Origin of the sequence: Streptomyces sp. NPDC092296 (genome assembly GCF_044755465.1) — a bacterium.
In the GTDB taxonomy this organism is placed as follows: Bacteria; Actinomycetota; Actinomycetes; order Streptomycetales; family Streptomycetaceae; genus Peterkaempfera.
Genome location: NZ_JBIVRB010000012.1, coordinates 124,379 through 145,939 on the forward strand (window position 1 = coordinate 124,379; position 21,561 = coordinate 145,939).

19 protein-coding genes are annotated in these 21,561 nt (G+C 71.3%); 9 read left to right on the forward strand and 10 right to left on the reverse strand.

The window, feature by feature from the left end; all coding sequences use genetic code 11:
• Positions 1-58: 58 nt before the first annotated feature.
• A complete protein-coding gene (locus ACIQGZ_RS23010) occupies positions 59-862 on the forward strand; it encodes an SDR family NAD(P)-dependent oxidoreductase (protein ID WP_402604651.1) in 804 nt (267 codons plus the stop codon).
• Between the two features lie 311 nt (positions 863-1,173).
• Here ACIQGZ_RS23010 and ACIQGZ_RS23015 read toward each other — a convergent pair whose 3' ends face one another.
• On the reverse strand, positions 1,174-1,938 hold the full coding sequence (locus ACIQGZ_RS23015; protein ID WP_402604654.1) for a helix-turn-helix transcriptional regulator: 765 nt from the start codon (positions 1,936-1,938) through the stop codon (positions 1,174-1,176).
• A 1,571-nt stretch (positions 1,939-3,509) separates the two neighbouring features.
• Here ACIQGZ_RS23015 and ACIQGZ_RS23020 point away from each other — a divergent pair.
• The 4 genes from ACIQGZ_RS23020 to ACIQGZ_RS23035 all read left to right on the forward strand — a co-directional run bounded on the left by ACIQGZ_RS23020 (position 3,510) and on the right by ACIQGZ_RS23035 (position 6,093).
• The gene (locus ACIQGZ_RS23020) at positions 3,510-4,307 is read left to right on the forward strand and encodes a TIGR03084 family metal-binding protein (RefSeq protein WP_402604656.1); all 798 of its coding nucleotides are present in this window, start codon (positions 3,510-3,512) and stop codon (positions 4,305-4,307) included.
• Between the two features lie 482 nt (positions 4,308-4,789).
• Positions 4,790-5,137 (forward strand): hypothetical protein, encoded by a 348-nt coding sequence (locus ACIQGZ_RS23025; RefSeq protein WP_402604790.1) that lies wholly within the window; start codon positions 4,790-4,792, stop codon positions 5,135-5,137.
• An 81-nt stretch (positions 5,138-5,218) separates the two neighbouring features.
• On the forward strand, positions 5,219-5,920 hold the full coding sequence (locus ACIQGZ_RS23030) for a DUF899 domain-containing protein (protein WP_402604659.1): 702 nt from the start codon (positions 5,219-5,221) through the stop codon (positions 5,918-5,920).
• A complete protein-coding gene (locus tag ACIQGZ_RS23035; protein WP_402604661.1) occupies positions 5,920-6,093 on the forward strand; it encodes a hypothetical protein in 174 nt (57 codons plus the stop codon). The genes ACIQGZ_RS23030 and ACIQGZ_RS23035 overlap by 1 nt, the downstream gene beginning before the upstream one ends.
• 412 nt (positions 6,094-6,505) lie before the next feature.
• Here ACIQGZ_RS23035 and ACIQGZ_RS23040 read toward each other — a convergent pair whose 3' ends face one another.
• From ACIQGZ_RS23040 to ACIQGZ_RS23050, 3 genes are all read right to left on the reverse strand, one after another.
• Complete coding sequence (locus ACIQGZ_RS23040; RefSeq protein ID WP_402604663.1) at positions 6,506-7,804, reverse strand: ABC1 kinase family protein; 1,299 nt, start codon at positions 7,802-7,804, stop codon at positions 6,506-6,508.
• 273 nt (positions 7,805-8,077) lie between these two features.
• Positions 8,078-8,899, reverse strand: a complete 822-nt coding sequence (locus ACIQGZ_RS23045) for an SAM-dependent methyltransferase (protein ID WP_402604665.1) — start codon at positions 8,897-8,899, stop codon at positions 8,078-8,080.
• Between the two features lie 307 nt (positions 8,900-9,206).
• Positions 9,207-9,665, reverse strand: a complete 459-nt coding sequence (locus tag ACIQGZ_RS23050) for a winged helix-turn-helix transcriptional regulator (RefSeq protein ID WP_402604668.1) — start codon at positions 9,663-9,665, stop codon at positions 9,207-9,209.
• A 277-nt stretch (positions 9,666-9,942) separates the two neighbouring features.
• Here ACIQGZ_RS23050 and ACIQGZ_RS23055 point away from each other — a divergent pair, with 277 nt between their 5' ends.
• The 3 genes from ACIQGZ_RS23055 to ACIQGZ_RS23065 all read left to right on the forward strand — a co-directional run bounded on the left by ACIQGZ_RS23055 (position 9,943) and on the right by ACIQGZ_RS23065 (position 12,979).
• A complete protein-coding gene (locus ACIQGZ_RS23055) occupies positions 9,943-10,941 on the forward strand; it encodes an alpha/beta fold hydrolase (protein WP_402604670.1) in 999 nt (332 codons plus the stop codon).
• Between the two features lie 138 nt (positions 10,942-11,079).
• On the forward strand, positions 11,080-12,504 hold the full coding sequence (locus ACIQGZ_RS23060) for an MFS transporter (protein ID WP_402604672.1): 1,425 nt from the start codon (positions 11,080-11,082) through the stop codon (positions 12,502-12,504).
• A gap of 130 nt (positions 12,505-12,634) precedes the next feature.
• Positions 12,635-12,979 carry a VOC family protein gene (locus tag ACIQGZ_RS23065; protein WP_402604674.1) on the forward strand — a complete coding sequence of 115 codons (345 nt, stop codon included), beginning with the start codon at positions 12,635-12,637 and terminating at the stop codon, positions 12,977-12,979.
• Between the two features lie 316 nt (positions 12,980-13,295).
• On the opposite strand, the gene ACIQGZ_RS23070 is transcribed toward ACIQGZ_RS23065, so the two are convergent.
• Positions 13,296-14,531 (reverse strand): acyl-CoA dehydrogenase family protein, encoded by a 1,236-nt coding sequence (locus tag ACIQGZ_RS23070; RefSeq protein WP_402604676.1) that lies wholly within the window; start codon positions 14,529-14,531, stop codon positions 13,296-13,298.
• A gap of 327 nt (positions 14,532-14,858) precedes the next feature.
• Between ACIQGZ_RS23070 and ACIQGZ_RS23075 the strand changes: the two genes are divergently transcribed.
• Entirely contained in the window at positions 14,859-15,560 is a 702-nt protein-coding gene (locus ACIQGZ_RS23075) for a hypothetical protein (RefSeq protein ID WP_402604678.1), read from the forward strand.
• Between the two features lie 83 nt (positions 15,561-15,643).
• Here ACIQGZ_RS23075 and ACIQGZ_RS23080 read toward each other — a convergent pair whose 3' ends face one another.
• The 5 genes from ACIQGZ_RS23080 to ACIQGZ_RS23100 form a co-directional block, all read right to left on the reverse strand.
• Positions 15,644-16,444 carry a helix-turn-helix transcriptional regulator gene (locus tag ACIQGZ_RS23080; protein ID WP_402604680.1) on the reverse strand — a complete coding sequence of 267 codons (801 nt, stop codon included), beginning with the start codon at positions 16,442-16,444 and terminating at the stop codon, positions 15,644-15,646.
• Between the two features lie 335 nt (positions 16,445-16,779).
• Positions 16,780-17,826 carry a hypothetical protein gene (locus ACIQGZ_RS23085; protein WP_402604684.1) on the reverse strand — a complete coding sequence of 349 codons (1,047 nt, stop codon included), beginning with the start codon at positions 17,824-17,826 and terminating at the stop codon, positions 16,780-16,782.
• Between the two features lie 151 nt (positions 17,827-17,977).
• Entirely contained in the window at positions 17,978-18,913 is a 936-nt protein-coding gene (locus tag ACIQGZ_RS23090) for an SDR family NAD(P)-dependent oxidoreductase (RefSeq protein WP_402604686.1), read from the reverse strand.
• Positions 18,910-19,545 (reverse strand): carboxymuconolactone decarboxylase family protein, encoded by a 636-nt coding sequence (locus tag ACIQGZ_RS23095; RefSeq protein ID WP_402604688.1) that lies wholly within the window; start codon positions 19,543-19,545, stop codon positions 18,910-18,912. The genes ACIQGZ_RS23090 and ACIQGZ_RS23095 overlap by 4 nt, the downstream gene beginning before the upstream one ends.
• Before the next feature lie 253 nt (positions 19,546-19,798).
• Positions 19,799-21,346: a GMC family oxidoreductase gene (locus tag ACIQGZ_RS23100; protein WP_402604690.1), complete on the reverse strand. Its 1,548-nt coding sequence runs from the start codon at positions 21,344-21,346 to the stop codon at positions 19,799-19,801.
• Positions 21,347-21,561: the final 215 nt, after the last annotated feature.

Genomic DNA, 21,561 nt, shown 5'->3' on the forward strand with positions numbered 1-21,561 from the left:
CAGAGGCATGGCCGTCCCCGGGGCATGGCCGTCCCCGAGGCATGGCCGTCCCCGAGACATGTACGTCCCGAACCGCAGCCTTGACACCGAGGCTGCCCATGACCTGGAGGACACCATGAGCGACCTGTCCGGCCGGACCACGATCGTCGTCGGTGCGAGCCGCGGCCTGGGGCGCGGGATCGCCGCCGCCTTCGCCGACGCCGGCGCCCCGGTGATCGCCGTGGCCCGCACTGCGGGGACGTTCGACGAGCCGGCCAACGGCGCCGGCAGCCTGCGGACGGAGGTCGCCGACGCCGCCGACGCCACGGTGGCGGGCAGTCTGCTCGACCGCCACCAGCCCGAGAACGTCGTCCTGGTGGCCGGCGCGACCCCCCTGATGCGCCCGTTGCAGCACCACACATGGGAGTCGTTCTCCGCCAACTGGGAGACTGATGTGCGGATCGCCTTCCACTGGGTGCGCGAGGTGCTGCTCAAGCCGCTGCGGCCCGGCAGCAGGGTGATCGTGGTCAGCAGCGGCGCCGCGCTGGCCGGTTCGCCGCTCAGCGGCGGCTACGCCGGGGCCAAGGCCACCCAGCGCTTCATCACGGCCTACGCCCAGGAGGAGTCGGACCGCGCGGGTCTGGGCATCACCTTCACCGCGGTGATGCCCCGGATCACGCCGCTGACCGAACTCGGCCGGTCGGCCGCGCGGGCGTACGCGGTGCGCGGCGGCCAGTCCGAGGAGGAGTACCTGCGGCAGCTGGGCGCGCCGCTCACCCCGGAGGCGGCCGGCGCCGCCCTGGTCGAGCTGGTGCGGGCCGACGCCGCCACCGTCGCCCCCGGCTACCTGCTGACCGGCGGCGGGCTGAAGAAGCTGCCCTGACCCGGCCGGTGTGACGAGCACCGGGGCCACCACGAGGGCCGGCCCCGGTGCTCGTCATGTGCCACTGCGAGGGCAACGGCCGCCGGCCCGGACTCGGACGGGTCTGCGGGCCGGCGTTCCCGGACAGCGGGCGTGTCCCGCCGCGACGACGACGGACGGGCAGGCCCCGGGCTGTGCGGTGGCTGGTCCTGCGGAAGCGCGCGCGGTGCGACCCGGGCGGAATTCCCTGGAGCCGGGACGCCGCGTCCTGGCTCCCCGTGGACCGTCGCGGTCCCTTCGCGCCGCCGCTCCGGCCGATCGGGTCCGGCGGGCTATTCGCCGGCGGCCAGGGGGAGGGCCGGCGGGCCGTCGAGTTCCGGGAGCGCCAGCAGGATCGGCAGGTCGAACGGGGTGACCGGGCGCAGCTCTACGTCGGTGGTGTACACGCGGCCGTTGCGCACCCGCACCGGCTGGCCGGCCCCGAGCAGCCGGGGCATGCGGACCGTCGGCTCGGATGCGGCGTCGTGCGGGGCGACGGCCGCTGCCCGGACGTACCACAGTCCGTCGGGGACGCTGAGGTGGAACTGCCCCGAGTCGTCCAGTATGTCGCAGGACTGCGGGAAGCCCTCCACGATCGGGGTGTTGAACGCGGCCACGTAGACCCGGACGCGGCCCGCGGACTCCGGAATATGCAGCTGTCCGGTCACCGTGGACAGTTTCTGGTCCGCACAGACTGCCGAGAGGGCCGGCGGCGGCAGGTGGCCGCAGCTGGCCCGGAATCTGTATCTGCCTGGCGAGACGCCCACACTGCGGGTGAAGCGGCTGGTGAACGTGCCGAGGCTGTTGTAGCCCACGCGATAGGCGATGTCGGTGATGCTGGAGGCACTCTCCAGCAGGTGCCGTTTGGCCATGAACAGCCTGATCGCGCTCAGGAACCGGCCCGGAGAGGTCCCGGTGACGTCACGGAACATCCGGGAGTAGTAGAATTTGCTGAACATGGCTTCGGCGGCCAGCTTCTCTAGTGGAAGTGGCTCCGCATGGCAGTTCCACATGATATCAATGGTCCGTTCGATCGCTACCTCGGCCGTTGTCTGCATCCGAATTCTCCGTCCCTGGATGTTCCGACTGGGTTGGCGTTTGAGGTTCGGGGCGGCTGCCTGCCTGAATTCCCGGGCAGAATCATCCCGGGCACACGGCAGTGCCTGTTCCTTCGCCTTTCGCGGCGATTGCCGTTCCGGATCGACCCGGTGGTTCAGCGGCTGATGCGCATCGAGGTCGCGACGCTCGGGCCCTCTCGTGTCGGGGCGTGCGTCAGCGGAGCCCGGCGAGTCGTCCTGCTGTGGAATGCCGAGGAGGCGGCTTCCCCGTCCCGACGCCTGGTCGAGCCGGTCGGGACGGGCGACTCTTCAAACGTGGACCTGACAGGTCTCACCGTGTCGGGGCGCGGTGGGTGCGGCGCGGCCGGGCGGCGGGTGCGTGGGACTCCCGCACCGCCTCCGGGAGGACGAGGGACGCGGCGGGCCGGGGGGCGTGCAAGGGCGTCGGCGCCGTGCGGCGGGTCCCCCCGCCGTGCGTGGGCGCGGCCGGCCGCCGGTTCGGCGGGAGCGGGCGCCCGGCGCCGAAGCGGCCGTCCGGCGAGACTCCACGACTTCCGAGGCCCCCCGGCCGCCCCTGCCCCGGGGACGCCTGCGCGGGAGGCGGTGTGCTCACCGTCCACTCCCGGGTCGCGGGGTTTCCCTCGTCGGCTGCCAGAACGTCCAATTGCACGGAGGTTCTCCTCGTCTACGAGTCGAGTACGGCCGTCCACCGATGCGCTGTCGTCCAACGGGCGCGGTTCCCTGTCCCGGATACTCATGACGCCGACGCGGCCGCCCTGCGGCAAGCTCCTCGCGTCGGCCCCGGGCCGTGCTGGTCATCCGTCATGGTCCGCGATGCCTTCCTGATCGCGGTAGGGCTCGGTCGGCCAATTCACTGGCCGCGCTTCGCATGGAGACATCGTTCGGCTGTTCGAGTATCCCCGCATCTTCTGGATTGCTGTACCTGTCCGACGCCTCGGAGAATGCGTCGTGATCGCGCCAGTTTCAGAACATCGACTCGGTGAGGGTTTCAGTCGACCACTCGATCGGAAGACGCGGTGGGTCGAGTTTGTATGTGACATGACAGGGGAGAAACTCGACCCGTTGAACAGGCCGTCCGCGTCAACTCGTCATCCGGGCCGCCGCGTTGGCCATTCGCCCTGCCGCACTCCCTCGTCGCGCTCGTCGCGCATGCTCGTGGTCCTCGGGGAGGGTGACCGCCGCAGCATGCTCCCGACCTGGCCGAGATCCTGCACACCGCCGACGCCGAGAACCCGGGGCCGACGCCGAGTACCCGGGGCCGACGCCGAGTACCCGGGGCCCGGGGGAGTGCGGCCCCGGTTGCGGCGCGCGTGACCCGTGAGCGGTCGGCCGATCGTGGCAAGCGCAGAGAAGCCGCCGGAAACCGCTCCCCGTAGGATCGGTCAGGAGATCGACGTAATCCGGCGGCGCCGCCAGAGTCGCATTCACAGATACGGCGCGCCTTCCCAGGAGCAGGAAATGGGCGCCGGATTACCTCTGGCGACCCGTGCGAACGGGCGCGCATGGCCCGTCCATTCCGCATGCTCCGGACCGGCGAAAGGAATAAGAGCGTGACCGCGATGCAGGACGTGTTCACCGATCTGGCCCTGGAGGGCGACGAACTGGACGCCGTCGTCGCCGCCCTCGCCCCCGAGGACTGGGACAGGGCCACGCCCGCCCCGGGCTGGACGGTCAAGCACCAGGTGGCGCACCTGGCCTTCCTCACCCACCTGATCCGGCTTTCGGTGAGCGACGCGGACCGCTTCGAGGCCGTGACGGCGCCGGCCCGGGGCGACTACGAGGGCGCCATGCACGTCAAGGTGGCCGAGTACGTCACCGAACCGGTCCCCGAGCTGCTGCGGCGCTGGCGCGACGAGCGCGCCGCCGTCGCCCTGGCCCTGACCGAGATGCCCCGGGGCGCCCTGGTGCCCTGGCTGGCCGGCCCGCTGCCCGCCAGTGTGCTCGCCGCCGCCGGGCTGATGGAGCTGTTCGCCCACGGCCAGGACATCCTGGACACGCTCGGCCTGCGCCGCACCTTCACCGACCGCATCGGCCACGTCGCCTTCCTCGTCAGCCGCACCCGCGACATCGGCTACCGGGTGCGCGGCCTGGAGCCCCCCGCCGGGGAGTTCCGCTTCGAGCTGACCGCCCCGTCCGGCACCCGGTGGGCCTTCGGCCCGCAGGACGCCGAGCAGCGGATCAGCGGCCCCGCCGCCGACCTCTGCCTGCTCGCCACCCGCCGCCGGCACCGCGACGACCTCGCCGTCACGGCCACCGGCAGCGAGGCGGACCGCTGGCTGGACATCGCCCAGGCGTACCGCGGCTCCGCCGGCGAGGGCCGCAAGCCGGCGCAGGTCGCGTCCGCCTAGCACGGCACGCCCGGCGGCCGCCGGTACGTGCGCGACGGCGGGTCGGACGCCGTCCGAAGGGCCTTTCTCATTCCGCAGCAAGGACGCCATCGGGTAATCCGGCGGGTGGCGCCCGGTTTCCGCGTGACCGCGCGCCTGGGCGGTCACCGCCGACCTCCGTACCCGTCCGCACGTCCGCTCCGCGAATCCCGCGATCGGGGCTTTTCTGCCTTTTTCGCGGTCCGGTCCGGGCAATGCAGAAGTAGTGGGGACGGGCGGTATCGGGAATTGTAGTGGGTGGATTCCCGTGGTTGCGGGAATGTCCGGTGAGGCCAGAGAGGAGGAGTCATGTCGACTCTCGTCGTTCCGTCGGGTGATGAGTCGGTCCGTCGGGCGTCGGAATCGGCGTCGGGTCCCGCCCCGACCGTCGGTGTCGCCGTCGGCATGGGCCAGGCCGTCCGGGAGAAGCCCTCGAACGGCTGCCCGGACGGAAGATCACCTACATCGACGACGCCGCGCAGAGCGAGGCCCCGGGCACCCAGCCGCGGGTCGCCGAGGCGGTCATGAAGCTCGACGAGGCCGACTTCCACGCCCGGCGCCCGGCCGACCTGGTCGACGCCAAGTGCGCCTCCGGCGAGCCCTGGGAGATGGCCGAACGCGCCCGCAGCCGGGCCGACGAGGGCGCCGCGGTCAGGCTCACCCGAGCCGTCGACGTTTCCCCGGCCGGCCCCGCGATCGCGCGTACGAGGGCTCCGCAGTGGGCGAGCACCGCGCGTGCACGGCACGCGGAACCCGTACGTGACCGGCCGCCGTCCGGGAGCGCCGAGCGACCGGCCCGGACGACGGCCTGACGGCACCACCACAGAGAAGCCCGGCCACCGAGAAGCACAGCCCCACAGAGAAGCACGGACCAGGACCCCCGGGAGGGACCTATGAATCTGCCCAAGGTAGCAACGCGGGAAGAGTGGCTGCAGGCCCGCAAGGAACTGCTGGAGAAGGAGAAGCAGCTCACCCGGCTGCACGACGAGGTCGTCGCCGCCCGGCCGGAACTGCCCATGGTCAAGGTGGAGAAGGACTACGTCTTCCACGGGCCGCAGGGGGAGAAGTCCCTGCTCGACCTCTTCGAGGGCCGTTCCCAGCTGATCGTCCGCCACTTCATGTTCGGCCCCGACCAGGAGGAGGGCTGCATCGGCTGCTCGATGCAGGCCGACTCGGTCGGCAACCTGGCCCACATCCACGCCCGCGACACGACGTTCGTCATGACGTCGCGCGCCCCGCTGCCCAAGCTGGAGGCGTTCAAGCAGCGGATGGGCTGGGACATTCCGTGGTTCTCCACGGAGGGCTCGGAGTTCAACCGCGACTACAACGTCACGACCGACCAGGGCGAACTGCCCGGGGTGAGCGTCTTCCTGACGAACGGGACCGAGGTCTTCCACACCTACTCGCTCTACGACCGGGGCGGCGACATCTTCAAGAACTTCTACAACTACCTGGACCTGACGCCGTTCGGGCGCCAGGAGAAGGAGCTGGAGCACCCCTGGGACTGGTGGCGCCACCACGACCGCTACGGCGTGGACGACGCGCCGACCGCAGGGCAGAACTGGTGGAACGGTACCGACAAGTTCGCCAGCTGATGCGACTCCCGGCCTGGCTCGCCGAGCCGCTCCCGCTCGCCGGCGTGGTGGTCCTGACGGCGGCGGGCGGGGGGATCGGCTGGCGGGTGCACCTGCTGCCGGGCGCGGGGGTGGGGGCGGTGGTCGGGCTGCTGACCGCCGTGGCGCTGGCCGCGCTGATAGAGCGGGGGTGACGGCGTAGCGGAGCGCCGCGCGCCCCTCACAGGGCCGTGTGACCCGTCTGGGGGCGGGTCACACGGCCCTTGTGTCACGTGGGGGCAGCGGCCCGCCCCCACGACGAAGCCCCCGGCCTCGGCCGGGGGCTTCACGCTGCCGTACGGGCCCGGCGGGCCGCTCCCGGTGTCCGGCTCCGTGGACGGGGCCCGGCGGCGACGTACGGGTGCGGGCCGAGCGGCGGCCCGGGTGCGCGCGGGCCGGGGAGGGGCCGCCGCCACGGTGGACCGGCCGGCCCGTGTACGGCTCGGACAGCGGCCGTCCTCGGAACTCCCGCAGCGCCCCGGGCCCCCGCCGGGACCGGCGCACCAACGGGCGTGGCCCCGCCGTACGAGACGGCGGGGCCACGCCCGAGGGCGGATCGGGGACCGCTCAGAGGGCCGCGGCGCGCGGCGTGTTGCGCCGCCGCAGGACCGGGATCGCCTCGGCCTGGAAGTCCAGGTCCGGATCGAAGCCCTGCACCATCCCCTCCATCACCAGCAGGGACAGCAGCGGGAAGGCGAACTCCGGTGCCGGGTACAGGCCGAAGCGGCGCTGGAGGTCGAACAGGCGGCCCGCGAACCTCGCCAGGTTGAATTCGCCCGACCGCGCGCCGACCGAGCCGTCCACCAGCTCGGTCAGACCGGCCCGGAAGCCGTCCAGGTCGCAGTCCGGGGCGACGCTCGCGGCGCTGTCGATGACGATCTCCGCGCAGAACGGACCGTTGCCCATCGACATATTGATGAAGAAGTCCGCGAACGAATCCCGGACCGCCTTCGGCAGCGTGATCACGAAGCCGGCGTCGAGGATCACCAGCGACCCGTCCCGGTCGACGTACATGTTGCCCGGGTGCAGGTCGCAGTGGACGAGCCCGTCCACGAACAGCATCTCGTAGACGGCGGCCAGCGCCCGGCGGGCGGCCCTGCCCCGGGCGGCGGCGTCCAGCTCCTCCGGGGCGAAGCGGAGCAGGCCGTCGACGTACTCCATGACGAGGACCCCGTCCCCGCACAGGTCGGGCAGCGGCTCGGGGACCCGGGCCCAGGGCAGGGAGGCCAGGTTGGCCCGCAGCGCGACCAGGGAGTCCCGCTCGGCGGCGAAGTCCAGCTGCCGCAGGACCGCGCCGCCCACCTGGTCGAGCATGACGTCGAACGGCATCGAGCGCAGCGGCGGCAGGAGGCCGAGCATCCGCATCATCACGCCCATCAGCCGGAAGTCCCTGCGCATCACGCCGTCGATCCCCGGCCGCCGCACCTTCACGGCGACCGCCCGGCCGTCGACCGTGACGGCCCGGTGGACCGTCGCGATGCTGCCGCTGGCCACCGCGGTCCAGTCGAACTCGGCGAACGGCCACTCGCGGCCCCGGTAGGCGTGGCGCAGCGCCTTCTCGATCCGGGCCCGGCGCGGCGGCGGCGTGGAGTCGGTCAGCCGGCCCAGCGACACGCAGATCTGCTCCGGCAGCAGGTCCCGGCGGGTGCTCAGCAGCTGGCCGATCTTGATGTACGACGGGCCCAGCGCGGTGAGCAGCCGGACCAACTGATCACCGGTACGTGCCGTGGGTCTGCGCCGCAGCCACCCGCCCACCACGCCGGGTGCCAGGACCACCGCGTGTGCGGAGACGATGACACCGATCCGCCCGAAGCGGGCCGCGAGGCCCGCCAGCCGGCCCAGCCGCCCGATGGATGTTCCCGCCATGCCTGCCGACCTCCCCGTGGACCGCTCCCCGCGCGGCATGCGCGAGCGTCGGTCCGGTTCATCCGCGCGTGAGAGGCGGCGGTCACCGCCCGCGACCATCGTGGCGGCGGGGTGCGACGGCGACTACTCCGAGCATGCCGAGGGGCGCGGGCGGGACTGCGGCGGGCCGACGGGGAACCGGGCGCCTCGGCCGTCCAGGGGTCCACGCCGGGGGCGCCGAGTCGACGGGCGGGCCTGCGCCCGGCGGCCCGGCACCCCCGGCCGGAGGCGTCCTCAGACGATCCGGGCCGTCGCGCCGTAGCCGAGCACCCGGGACGGGGTCTGCGCGTCCACGGCCCGACCGGGGTCGGGCCGCCAGTCCGCCATCAGCGTCACGCCCGGCTCGACGAGCTCCATGCCCTCGAACCACGAGGCGATGGTCTCGCGGTCGCGTACGTAGAGCCGCTGGCCGACGCCCGCCTGGTACGCGTCGCTCATCCTGCCCACCTGCGTCCGGGTGTCCGCGTCGGCCAGGTCGTCCGACAGGTGCGAGATGGACAGGTAGCTGCCCGGGACGCACGCGGCCCGGTAGTCGGCCACCAGGCCGGCCGGGTCCTCCTGGTCGTTGACGAACACCAGGAGGCCGCCCATGAGGATGCCGACCGGCCGGCTGAGGTCGATCAGCTCGCGGAAGCGCGGGTGGGACCAGACCTGCTCCGGCTGTCGGCCGTCGGCCTCGATCACGGCGGCGAGCGGCTCGTCGGCGAGGATCTCCTCGCCGTGCAGGACGGCCGACGGCTCGTAGTCGACATAGACCACGCGGGCCCGCGGGTTGCGGGCGTGGGCGACCTCGTGCACGTTGCCGGTCGTGGGCAGGCCGGACCCCAGGTCGACGAACTGCTCGATCCCCTGCGCGAGCAGGAACCGCACGGTGCGGCGCAGCCAGTCCCGGTTGGCTCGGGCGAGCAGGTCGACGCTGGGCATCAGCGACTTGATGCGGTCCGCCTTCTCCCGGTCGACCGCGAAGTTGTAGAGCCCTCCGAGGTAGTAGTCGTAGATCCGCGCGATGTTGGCGACATCCACGTCGGCCGCCGGACGCTCGGTGAATGTGGTCATGAGGGCCCTTCGCCTCGGCTGACGGCACGCCACAGCGGTGTGCCGTACACCGCGAACACTAGCGGGGTGTTCTCCCAACGTGCCCTGGAGTCAGGCAAGTTGGGGTGTCATGGCGGCGAAGTGGCCAAGCGCGCTTTCGATCCCCGCATACCGGCTTCTGACCCTGCGGATTGCCGGCGGACGCCGATCGGTGGCGAGTGTCCGGGCGGCCCGGCAGCAGAGGAGTGGGAACGGCGGCGGTGAACAGGGCTGGTCCGGAGGTTTCTGCGGTCCCGGCCGGTGCTGGTCCGGGCCCGCGGGTTGTGGGTCAGGCGCGCGGCGCGCCTGGGCCCGGCTGGGCTCCGACCTGGTCCCCCAGGGGTTCGGCGTCGCAGCTGTCGCAGCCCAGGTGCTGCCGGATGCGGCCGCCGCAGCCCTCGTGGCGGTAGATGATCGGCGGCCCCTGCGGTGCGGCCCACCGGTCGCCCCATTCGGTGAGGGCGATGATCACGGCCTGGAGGTCGCGCCCCTTGTCGGTGAGGACGTATTCATGGGTCGCGTGCTCCTCCGAGATCCGCCGGGTCCGCATGAGTCCTGCGGCGACGAACCTTTCCAGGCGGCTGGCGAGGATGTTGGGGGCGATGCCGAGCTGGCGCTGGAATTCGGTGAAGCGGGTCGACCCGGCGAATATCGCGTCCCGGAGGATCAGCAGGCTCCACCGTTCGCCGACGATCTCCAGCGTCCGGGCCACCGAACAGTTTTCGCGGTCATAGGTCCGACCCAGCATCGAGCACCTCCGTCCAGTCCAACAGTCCGCTTGCGTCACGATACCATGAGCGCTAAGTTACTAGCATCATGCGAGCGATTGGCCCGAAGTGCACCCCTGCCCCGCCTGGTGGGTCGACCGGTCACCCGGTGCGCCGAGACGGAAGCCGCCCGGCGGCACCCCGTCTGACGACGGCTCCAGCAGATCCGCACGACGAGGCAAGCAGGAAGAACCGCGGCGTGGCCGCCACCGGAAGGCTTGACGGCAACACCGCGTATGTCAGACAAGGAGGTGCACCATGAGTGACCAATCGGCGCCGCGCCAGGGCGTGACGGACGGGGTCAGTCACCGTTTCGTGCAGACCAACGGCATCCGGATGCACATCGCCGAGCAGGGCGAAGGGCCGCTGGTGGTCCTGCTGCACGGCTTCCCGGAGTCGTGGTATTCCTGGCGCCACCAGTTGCCCGCCCTGGCGGCGGCCGGCTACCACGCCGTCGCCCCCGACCTGCGCGGCTACGGCCGGACCGACCGCCCGGACGCGGTGGAGCAGTACTCGCAGCTCCACCTCGTCGGTGACCTTGTCGGCCTGCTGGACGCACTCGGCGCCGAGCAGGCGGTGCTGGTCGGCCATGACTTCGGCACCTCGGTCGCCTGGAACGCCGCGCTGATGCGGCCCGACCGCGTCCGCGGCGTCGTCGCGCTGAGCGTGCCCTACCTCCCGCGCGGCCCGGTCAGCCCCTTGGCAGGGCTGCGGGAGGCGCTCGGCGACGGCTTCTACATGCAGTACCTGCAGCAGCCCGGGGTTGCCGACGCCGAGCTGGACCGGGACGCGCGTGCCGGCCTCACCCGCTTCTTCCGCTGGGGCTTCGGTGACTCGCCGCAGGCGGACGGGCCCACCCCGCCGGTGGTGCCGCCGGGCGGCGACCTCTTCGCCCTCATGCCGGAGCCGACCGAGCTGCCCAGCTGGCTGACCGAGGCCGACCTTGACCACTACGTGGCCGAGTTCGACCGGACCGGGTTCACCGGTGGCCTGAACTGGTGGCGGACGCTCGACCTGAGCTGGGAGTTGACAGCGCCGTGGCAGGGCGCCCCGATGACGCCCCCGGCGCTGTACATCCACGGCGACCGGGACGGCAGCGTCCAGCTCCCGGGCCTGGACCAACTGATCGCCAACCTGCAGTACCTCGTGCCGAACCTGACGCGCACGGTGGTGCTGCCGGGAGTCGGGCACTGGACGCAGCAGGAGCAGCCCGAGGAGGTCAACGCGGAACTGCTGAAGTTCCTGGCCGGCCTCTAGCCACAGCTGCGGCTCAGAGTGTGATCCCACGCCCTCCGGACCCGCCAGGAAATTCGGTGGTACACCGCCGGATGGTCCGGCGGTCCGGAGAGCGTGCCGATCGCTGACAGTACCGTGTTCTTCAAGAAAGGGATCGCCTTGACTACCGACACATCTTCTCCGTCACGTTACAGCGGCAGGCAGCGGTTAATCCTGCTCGTCCTGCTCGGCGCCAGCTTCCTTTTTGCCGCCGACTATTCGATCCTGAATGTTGCGCTGCCGGAGGTCGGGGCGGGCGTCGGCCTGGGACTGAAGACGATGCCCTGGATCGTCTCCGCGTACACGCTGCCCGCAGCCGGATTCATGCTCATGTTCGGCCGGCTGGCCGACCTCTTCGGCCGCCGCAAGGTGTTCCTCGCCGGCATGGTCCTGCTGACCGCGGCTTCGCTGCTCGGCGGTTTCGCGTCCAACCCCGGGATGCTGCTGACCGCCCGCGCGCTCCAGGGCACGTCCACCGCCATGGCGGTCCCTGCGGGGCTGTCGCTCATCACCACCACCTTCGCCGAAGGCCCCCGGCGTGACCGCGCCCTCGGCCTCAACGGCGCGATCCTGTCCGGTGGCTTCACCGCCGGGGCCCTCCTCGGCGGCGCCCTCGTCAGCCTGCTGAGCTGGCGGGCCGCGTTCTTCATCAACGTCCCCGGCGCCGTGGCCATCCTGGTGGTGACGCCCCTGCTGCTCGCGGAGAGCAAGGTGCCCGAGCGGGTGAAGCTCGACCTGGCGGGAGCGGTGACGGTGACCGTCGGCCTGCTGGCCGTGGTCTACGCGATCATCGAGCGGAACATCGTCTCGGCCGTCGTCGGCGCGCTGCTCCTGGCCGCGTTCTGGCTGATCGAGGTGCGTTCGCCCGCGCCGCTGGCCCCGGTGCGCTTCCTCAAGCGGCCCACGGTGAAATGGGGCAACTACGCGGGGATCGTGATCTTCTCCATGGAGACGGGCATGATCTACCTGATGACGCTCTACCTCCAGAACGTCCTGCACTTCTCCCCGGTGGTCACCGGCCTCGTCTTCGGCGTCCCGGGCCTGGCGGCCGTGGCCGCCGGACCGGTCGCCGGGCGCATCATGGGGCGTTTCGGCAGCCGGGAGGTCCTCACCGTGGCCCTGACCCTGCAGGCGCTGATGGTCCTCCCGCTGGTGTTCCTCGGCTCCAGCCGGCTGGCGCTCGCGATCCTGATCCCCGCGCTGTTCCTCGGGTTCTTCGTCCACGTCACCTGCATCGTGGCGTACACGGTGGTGGGGACCTCGGGCCTGCCGAACGAGGAGCAGGGCCTGGCGACCGGCCTGACCTCGATGACCCACCAGGTGGCTCTCACCATCGGTGCTCCGGTCATGGTCTCGATCGCCGCCACGCAGAGCAACCAGTTGACCGGCACCCACCTCGCGCTCGGGGTGAACGTGGCGGTGACGCTGGCCAGCGTGCTGCTCATCTGGTTCGGGCTGCGCCCGCGCGGGCGGCAGCACGGCACCGCAGCGGTCGTACCGGGGTCGCAGGGGGCCGCCGAGGAGCTTTCCCCGTCACTGGACTGAGCCCGCGCGAGAGAGGTTCCCTCGTCGCGGCTGCGCTTGGAAAAATGACAAGCAGCCACTAATGTCAAAGCGCTGACGCGACGTCATATCGAAACTCGGCAATTCGCACACAGTAAAAGGGAGATCTGCAATGACCACACCGAAGCCCGGCAGCATCCTTCTCGGCACCACCCGGCGCGCGGAACTGCGTGAGTGGTACCGCAAGGCGCTCGCGCCCGAGCACGAGGGCGAGGGCCCGATCGACCTCGGTGGTTTCCTGCTGGTGATCGAGGAGCGCGACGACGTCGACACCAAGAACAACGAGCCGGGCCGCTTCATCCTCAACTTCCACGTCGACGACTTCGACGCCGTCGAGGCGCAGCTCCAGGCGGCCGGTGTGGAATGGCTGCACCCCGTCGCGGACCGCCCCTCCGGCCGCTTCGGCACGTTCGCCGACCCCGACGGGAACTACCTCCAGATCATCCAGTTCAAGTAGGACGCACCAGGGGCCGTATTCCTGACGGGCATCGGGCCCGGAGACCGAGCGGGGCTCCGGACCGGATGGCCCCGGGGACGGCAGCCGTAACGAGGACAGGGCCTGCTGAGCAGCCCGGGTGGCGGATTCCCCCGGGTGCCGGCAGGCCCTGTCGCCGTCTGCCTGGTGCCTGGTCGGGCACGCAAAAAGCCGCCGCGCAGCTAGCGCGGCGACTCCTTGCCCCGGCCGTGGCGGTCCGGCCCACCCCCCGGCCCGCCACGGCCCGCCCCGCGGTCAGTGGCTGCCCACGACCACTGACCCGGGCGGTATCGCTGACCTAGATGAACTGGGTGTTGGGAGCGAGCCCGCAGAGCACCCGTCCGAAGGTCTCGGTGTTGCTGTCCGGGCTGAACATCGGGTGCACGCTGATGGCGTGCATATCGCGTACGATCCGCTGGATCGGCTCGTGCTTGTAGATCGAGGAGCCCCCGCTGGCCGCGGCGAAGAGGTCCACGGCCTCCTTGGCCAGCCGCGTCGCCCACCCCTCATCGGCACGGACCCGGGCGCGCTCCTCGATCGTCCACGGCTCGCCGCTGGCAGCCTTCGCGTCCACCAGCGCGGCGGCGTGGTACGCGTGGTACTCCGCCTGCTCGGTCTTCATCACGGCCGTACCCACCTGGATGTGCGTGACCGGCGCCTCTGCCTGGTGTTCGTAGTCGGTGTACCGGATCGGCCTCCCGGGCATGCGCTCGAAGAAGGTCTCCCGGGCCGCCTTCGCCATGCCGACCAGAATGCCGACCGTCGCGGCCGATCCGGCCAGGATGGTCGGGCTGCGCCAGATGGGCGCGTTCGCGTTCAGCTTCGAGACGGCGTTCGGTCGTATCGCCGAGTCCATCGGGATGATGTGGGTGTCCGGGACGAACACCTCCTTCGCCACGGTGGTGACGCTGCCGCTGGCACCCATCCCGGAGGTGTGCCAGTCGTCCACGATCTCCAGGCTGGACATCGGGACCGCCACGATGACGGGCTCGGGCGCCGCACCCGGCCGCATCAGCAGCGTGGCGAGCTCCTGCCAGTTCGCGTGCCAGGCACCGCTGACGAAGTGCCACGAGCCGTTGAGGACGACTCCGCCGTCCACCGGAACCGCCGCGCCGCTCGGGCTGACCGCACCGCAGATCCGGGTGCCGGGGTTCGAGAACACCTCGTCCTGTGCCTCGTCCGGGAACAGGCCGACGATCCAGGACGCGATCCAGTACGTGGACACCGTCCAGGCCAGCGCGCCGTCGGCACGGCCGAGTTCGACGGCCACGTCCACCAGGGTCCGGGTGTCGCTTTCGTAGCCGCCGTAGCGGACCGGCATCCGCAGTTTGAAGACTCCCAGATCGGCGAGCGCCTTGATGGAATCCTCGTGAATGCGCCGGTTCTCCTCCGACCATGCCGCCTTCTCCCTGAGAGCCGGCACCAGCTCGGCCAGGGAGATTTTCAGTTGTTCGAGCGTCGGTTGGTGCTGCGACACTTCGCTGATCGACACGCTTGCCTCCCGAGAAAGAACTTGATCGTACGCATCGACCATCGCACAGGTGGCCGGGCCGCGCTTCTTCCGAATTGCCGCCAGGAATGGCGGCGGATGTGCAGCGGGTCGGATACCCGGCGAACGGACGGCGGGCACATTCAATTCTGAGGCAGCGGATCGCGCGGGCATTGTTGCGGTCCGCCCCCGTACCCGCCCCTGGGAGCCGCACAGGGCAATCCCGCGTATTGATCGCGCCGCCGCGGGCTGGTTACCTCGCTGGCGGACCGGTAACGGTCCGGCCGGACGCGAGCGACCTGGGAGTGCCATGGGAGAACAACGCGCGAGTCGGTGGCTGCCGACCGGTGCCGCCGGCGGGCGGAGCGGGTCATGACGGACGTGAGCGCGCCGCTGCACGAGCCGGCCGAGCAGCACCGGGCCTACCGGCGGACCAGGGAGGACATCACCGCTCTGCTCGCCCGGCACGCCTGGCCCGCGCAGGCCGGCGTGCCCGCCTGCCCCGGGTGGGACGTACGGGACCTGATCGGGCACCTGGTGCACATCTGCCACTCGTTCATCGCGGGCGAGGAGAGCCAGATCGACCTGGAGCCGGTGGCCGGGCTGGGACTGGCCCCGCTGCTCGGCCAGTGGGCGGCGGCCGACGCGGCGGTGGGGGAGGCGCTGCGGCGCACCCCGGAGCTGCGGCGGCGGATCGTGCTGCTCGACGTGTTCTCCCACGAGGTGGACCTGCTGACCTGCTTCGGCGAGCCGCCCGCCGTCGACCACCCGGCGTTCGCCGGCTCACTGGACCTGGCCACCATGGGCTTCGACCTCGCGGTGCACGGCGGTGGCCTGCCGGCGCTGCGGATCGTCACCCCGGAGCGGGACTGGGTGGTCGGCGCGGGGGAGCCGGCGGCGTCGGTGCGCGGGCCGCAGCTGGACGTCTTCCGCTCGCTGACCGGCCGCCGCACCTGGCGCCAGATCGAGCGGCTCGACTGGTCCGGCGCGCCGCCGGCCACCTGGGTGCGGGCGTTCACCTGGGGGCCGTTCTCGCCTCCCGACCGCGAGGTGGACCCGGTCCGTGGCAGCTGAGGGCGGCCCCGGGCAGCGCGAGCGGGCGGGGCCGGTATCCTCGGCCCCGCCCGTGGCAGGTGTCAGGTGTGTCAGGTGCCGGGTCAGGTGCCTGCCGCGGCGGAGAGCCGGGCGTCGGCGCCGACCGCGTGCGGCAGCTGCCAGAAGTCCAGCTCCGGCAGTGCGAGCAGGATCGGCAGGTCCAGCCTGGAGGGCGGCCGGGCCGTCAGGCTGACCCGGGCGTTGCGGTCGCGCCGCACCCGCAGCTCCTCGCTCGACGCGACCATCAGCGGACGCCGCTGCCAGGGCTGTTCGGGGATGTCCTGCATGCCGACCACGGTCGCCCGGATGTACCAGACCCCTTCCGGGACGGCCGGCAGCGAGAACTCGCCCGGCCCGGACAGGATGGCGCAGGCGACCGGACGTCCCTGCACGATCGGCTCGCGGAAGGCCCCCACGTAGATCCTCTTGGCCTGCGCGGTGTCCGGGAAGCGCACGCTGCCGTTGACCGGGCCGCTGTGGCGCCCGCTGTCGTGGAGCGCCGGCGGCGTGGCCCTGCCGAGCTGGGCGTGGTCCGGCAGCCCCGCCCGTGCCAGTGCCCGGTAGCGGGCCGGCGAGTGGTTGACGCTGCGGGTGAAGCGGCTGGTGAAGGTGCCCAGGCTGTTGTAGCCGACCCGGTAGGAGATCTCCGTGACGCTCAGGTCGGTCTCCAGCAGCAGGTTCTTCGCGCGGTGGAGTCTGATCGCGGACAGGAAGCGCCCCGGGGACGTACCGGTCACGGTGCGGAAGACCCGCGAGAAGTAGAACTTGCTGAGAATCGCCGTGTTCGCGATGTCGTCGAGCGAGAGCGGTTCCTCGTAGCGGTCCCACATGGTCTCTATGGCACGCTCGACGGCCACCTGCATGACAACTCCCCATAGCTCGGCATAGAAGCGGACGCGTCCTGGAGGAACGGGTGGAGCAGCTCGCACGACGGCCGGTACGGCCGGTGGTCGCGTACCTGCGCGGCGGGCCCGGCCGCGAATCGTCGCAGGGGTCGTCACGTCGCAGGGTCATCACGTCGTACGGTCATCACGTACGGTCATCACGTGCGGTCATCACAGCGCACGGTCGGCACGCCGTACGGTCATCACAGCGCCTGGAGGTCAACGCGCGGGGAATCCACCGTGGTCGAGACGGAGCGGGTGGACTGCGGCGAAGCGGTGAAAGGCACTCCGGCCGGGGGCCGGGCTGCGGTGTCTCAGTGGTCCGGTAGTTCCGGAGATTCCTGGCGGCACCGGTGACGGGCCGCACGCAGGCTCACCCATGACGTCAGGGCGAGCAGTTCCCGGTCGCCCGGGTGGTCCCGCCGGAACGCACCGACGACCGTGTCGTCCACCCGGTACGAGGCCAGCGCGGTCAGCAGGGCCAGGGTGCCCGCCGATCGCTCCGAGGCCGGCAGGCCGTCCAGTGGCCCGTCGAGCCATGCTCGGCCGAGCCCGGGGTCGCGGCCGTCCCAGCGGGCCAGCACCTCGGCCACCAGGGCCCGCACCCCCGCGGGCACCAGGTCCTCCCCGGTCCGCTCCACCGCGGCCGACGTACGGGCCAGCGCCTCGGCGATCCGTGGTTCACCCGCCGCCCAGGACAGGTCCGGCGGCAGCGGAGCCGCCGGCAGCAGCGTGAGCGACGCGCCGGGCTCGGACTTGGCCCGCATGGAGCCGCGGATCAGCCCGACCAGGACGCGCACCACCGGACCGAGCGCGCGGTTGGGCGCGTTCGGGGGGAGCGGTTCACTGCCCAGGAATATGTTGACCATGCGGTTCAGGTAGTGGAGGCACAGCGCGGTGCCGACCAGTTCGGGCAGCTGCCCGGCCGGGAACGGCGCCGGGCCGCCCGAGGCGGCCCAGGCCGCCAGCCCATCGGTGCGGTCCGCCGCCGGGGCGGCCCGGCGCCCGCTGCGGGAGCCGGGCCGGGCGGCCAGCGAGTCGAACACCGCGCTGTGCATCCGGTCGCAGAACGGGCACTGGTTGCTCACCGACACCGCGGCCGCGACGGCCTCCTTGTCGGTCCGGGAGGCCAGGCCGTCGACCAGCATGGTTTCGCGGAGCAGCACCCAGGACGCCGAGAGCAGTTCGGGCACCGGAGCGTGCAGGGCGACGGGGGGTGCCAGGACCCCGAAGTCGCGCTCCACCTCGCGGTAGACCCGCGAGGTGTCGCCGACGGCCTCGCCGAAGCCCACGGTCGAGAGATGCCGGACCTGCACCAGGGACAGCCCGCGCAGTGAGGCCTGGACGAGCTTCCTGCCCACCGTGAGCCCCCCATGCGTGCCGGACGTGTGCAGTTCGTCCTGAGCGGTTCCCTTGCTGCCTTCCGGCATCCGTGGCCGTCCCCTCGGGTCCGTGACGATGCCCGGTCGATGCGCCAGCCGATTGTCGCACCCCGGCCCGGCTCTTACTTCTTCAATCTTGCGGTTTGGAACCCGCCGTCAGCACCCCTCGTGGCGGGCGTTCCGGGGGCCAGGGGATCGGGAAGAAGAAACGGACGAACTTCTCGAAGAGCCGGTCACCGATCGTCCACCGCATGCGGGGCAGCATGCGGGACGGCCCCCCGATGCGGTAGCGGATGCGCGGATTCTCCTTGGTCACGGCCTTCTCGATGACCTTCGCCACGGTCTCCGCGCGCACGGCCATCCGGCCGCGCCCGGTGGGGTGGTCGGTCTCCCGGTACGCGCCGTGCCAGTCGACGAAGTACTGCCAGAAGTCGTCGTAGAGGCCCGTGTGCTCCTGCCCGGTCATCCCGAGGTCGGCCACGGTCATCGGCACGAACCCGCCCAGCACCGGAGACGGTTCGATCAGGACCACCTTGATGCCGAAGTGGGCCACTTCGAGCCGCAGCGAATCGCCGATGGCCTCCAGCGCGTGCTTGGTCGCCTGGTAGTAGCCACGACCCGGAGTCGCGAACTGGCCGAAGATGGACGACATCATGATCACGCGCCCGCTGCCCTGTGCGCGCATTCCCGGCAGTACCAGCTGGGTCAGCCGGCACAGTCCGAAGAGGTTCGTCTCGAACTGGCTGCGCACCTCGTCCATCGGGGTCTCGCCGATGGTGCCGTTGAGGCTGTAGGCGGCGTTGTTGATCAGCGTGCCGACCGCGCCGTGCTCGGCGGTGATCTTCTCCACCACGGCCGTCATCGACTCCTCGTCGTTGACGTCCAGCGGCAGTACCTGGATGCCCTCGGCCGCCAGTTCGGCCAGCGCCTCGGGCCGCCGCGCGGTCGCGTAGACCGGCCAGCCGGCCCGGTGCAGCCGCAGCGCCGCGGCCCTTCCGGTGCCGGACGACATACCGGTGCTCGACGAGGCCCCGGTCAGCAGGATCGCGCGCGAAGGGCTGCTCACCGCGACTCCGCCAGCCGGTCCTCGGACACGGTGGCGTCCTCCGGTTGCGAGGCGATCCGGCTGCGGGTCACCGAGTTGCCCAGGCCCAGGCCGTCCACCAGGCGGTTGATGAACGCGAACAGCGAGGCGGTGAAGACCGCCTCCAGCATCTCCGCGTTGGTCCAGCCCGCGGCCTCGGTCCTGGCCCAGTCCGCATCGGTGATCCGGAAGGCGCCGGTGCCGACCTGGGTGACCAGGCGCATCAGCTCCTTGGTGCGCTCGTCGATCGGCAGGTCGTCCACCGAGTCGGAGTTCGCGATCGCGTCCGTCAGCTCCTGGTCGCCGCCGAACTGGGCCAGGAACCAGTTGTGGGTGCCCACGCAGTACGGGCAGCCGTTGACCTTGGAGCTCCAGGCGGAGATCATCTCGCGGGTCGCGCGCGGCAGCACGCCGTCGTTGAAGACACCGCCGTAGCCGGCGATGACGACCTCCAGCAGGTCGGGGCGGCTGGAGACCAGCCGGAACATGTCCGGCACGAAGGGAATGCCCATTCGCGACTTGATCGCGTCGTACAGCTCCGCCGTCCTGCCCTCGGCTTCGGCTTCCTCCACCAGGGGGACGCGAACCGTACTCAGCACATTCGGATCGGTCATGGGTAATCGCCTTCTCTTTCGTGGTGGGGGCCGCCCCGCGAGCCGCTTCCGGATAACGGGGGAATGCGCGTACTCCTGCCCGACGGGCAACGGCGTGGTTTCTCCCATGGTGGCAGGAATACCGAGGGCGTTTTCTCTCTCAGATTGCCCTGAGTACGCCGGCCCGTGCGCGGGCCCGTCCGACGGCCTCGGGACATGCGGACGGCCGTCCCGGCGCAGCAGGGCGCCGGAACGGTCGTCAGGCCGGGTCGGCTCACTCGGCGCGCAGCCAGTCCGCCAGCCGCTCGCCGATCATGATCGAGGTGAGGTTGGTGTTGCAGTTGACGATGCTCGGCATCACCGAGGCGTCGGCCACGTACAGCCCCTCCACCCCGTGCACCCGCAACCGCTCGTCCACCACGGCGCCCTCGTCGTCGGCGGTGCCCATCCGGGCCGTGCCCACCGGGTGGTAGCCGCTGTCCAGGCTCACCTTCACGTACTGCTCGACCATCGCGTCCTTCTCGATGAGCTTGTCGTTCAGCACGATGAAGCCGTCGCCCTGCGCCGCGATCCCCGGGTGGTTGGCCAGCTCCCAGCAGGTCCGGACGCCTTGGACCATCTTCTCCAGGTCCCGCTCGGTGGAGAGGAAGTCGAGCTGGATGTCGGGCCCGGCGGCCGGGTCGGCCGAGGCCAGCCGCAGCCGGCCGACGGACTCCGGCTGCTGGTCCACCACCATCACGCCGAAGATCATCGGCGCGCCGGCCAGCATCTGTAGCTCGGGAAAGAGCTCCAGGTCGAAGTGGTTGACCATGTAGTACTGCATGTCGTTGAAGGCCGTGGACCCCTTGGCGGTGGTCCGCACCATGGACTGCAGGAACGGCACGTTCTGGTCGACGGCGCCGCTCCTGGGCCGCATGAACACCCCGGTCCTGGGGTGGTCCATCAGATGGGCGCCGACCCCGGGCCGGTCCAGCCGGACGCGGATGCCGAGCCTGGTCAGGTCATCGGCCGGGCCGATCCCCGAACGCATCAGCAGCGTCGGGGAGTTGACCGCGCCGGCCGACAGCACGACCTTGCGCGCCCGCAGCTCCTCCGGCGCGCCGCCGTCCGCCGAGACCAGGACGCCCACCGCGCGGTCGCCCTCGAAGAGCACCTCGTGCACCAGCGTGCCGGCCTGGATGGTCAGGTTGGGCCGCGTCCGCACCTCGCCGGTCAGGTACGCCATCGCCGTCGAGACGCGGTAGCGCGGGTCGCGCCGGTTGGAGGGGATCGGCCCGATGCCCGTCGCCTCGGGGTGGTTGTGGTCGGCGACCTCGGGGAAGCCGGCCGCCAGGCTCGCCTCGGTGAAGGCGCGCTGCATGGTGGTCATCTCGTCCGGCTGGAAGCGGCGGATCGGCACCGGGCCGCCCTTGCCGTGGTACCGGTTGTCGAAGTCCAGGTCGTCCTCCAGCCGGCGGAAGTACGGCAGCACCTGGTCGTAGGCCCACGCCGGGTTGCCCGCCGCCGCCCACTGGTCGTAGTTCTCCGGCACGCCCCGCAGCGCGATGGTCGCGCCGACCGCGGACGAGCCGCCGGTGATCTTTCCGCGGGGGAAGAGGATGCGCCGGCCGTCCAGGATCTCCGCGCGGTAGTGCCAGTCGTGCTTGCTCATCGACATCGCGTTGCCGTCGGTGATGTCGTGCGGAATGTCGGCCGGATCGGGAAAGTCCGGGCCGGCCTCGATGATGAGTACGGAACGGACCGGATCCTCGCTCAGCCGGGTCGCGAGCGCCGCACCTGCGGAGCCGGACCCGACGACTATCACGTCATACGTGCGCACCATGGATTCAACCTCGCCAGAGAGGGATTCGACAGGGGCCGATCTCACCAGAGTTTCGCAGCAGGTCGGCATCCGGTCTTCTCCGAGACTGCCCAGCGACTCCGCCCGGAAATCCCCCGTACCGAAGCGCGGTACGCCGTTCGAACCCTGGCAACTTCAGAGAAGCACGCCTTGCTTGGGCGGTACATCCTCAAGTGTCAGGTTCGGCGGCGGGTAGT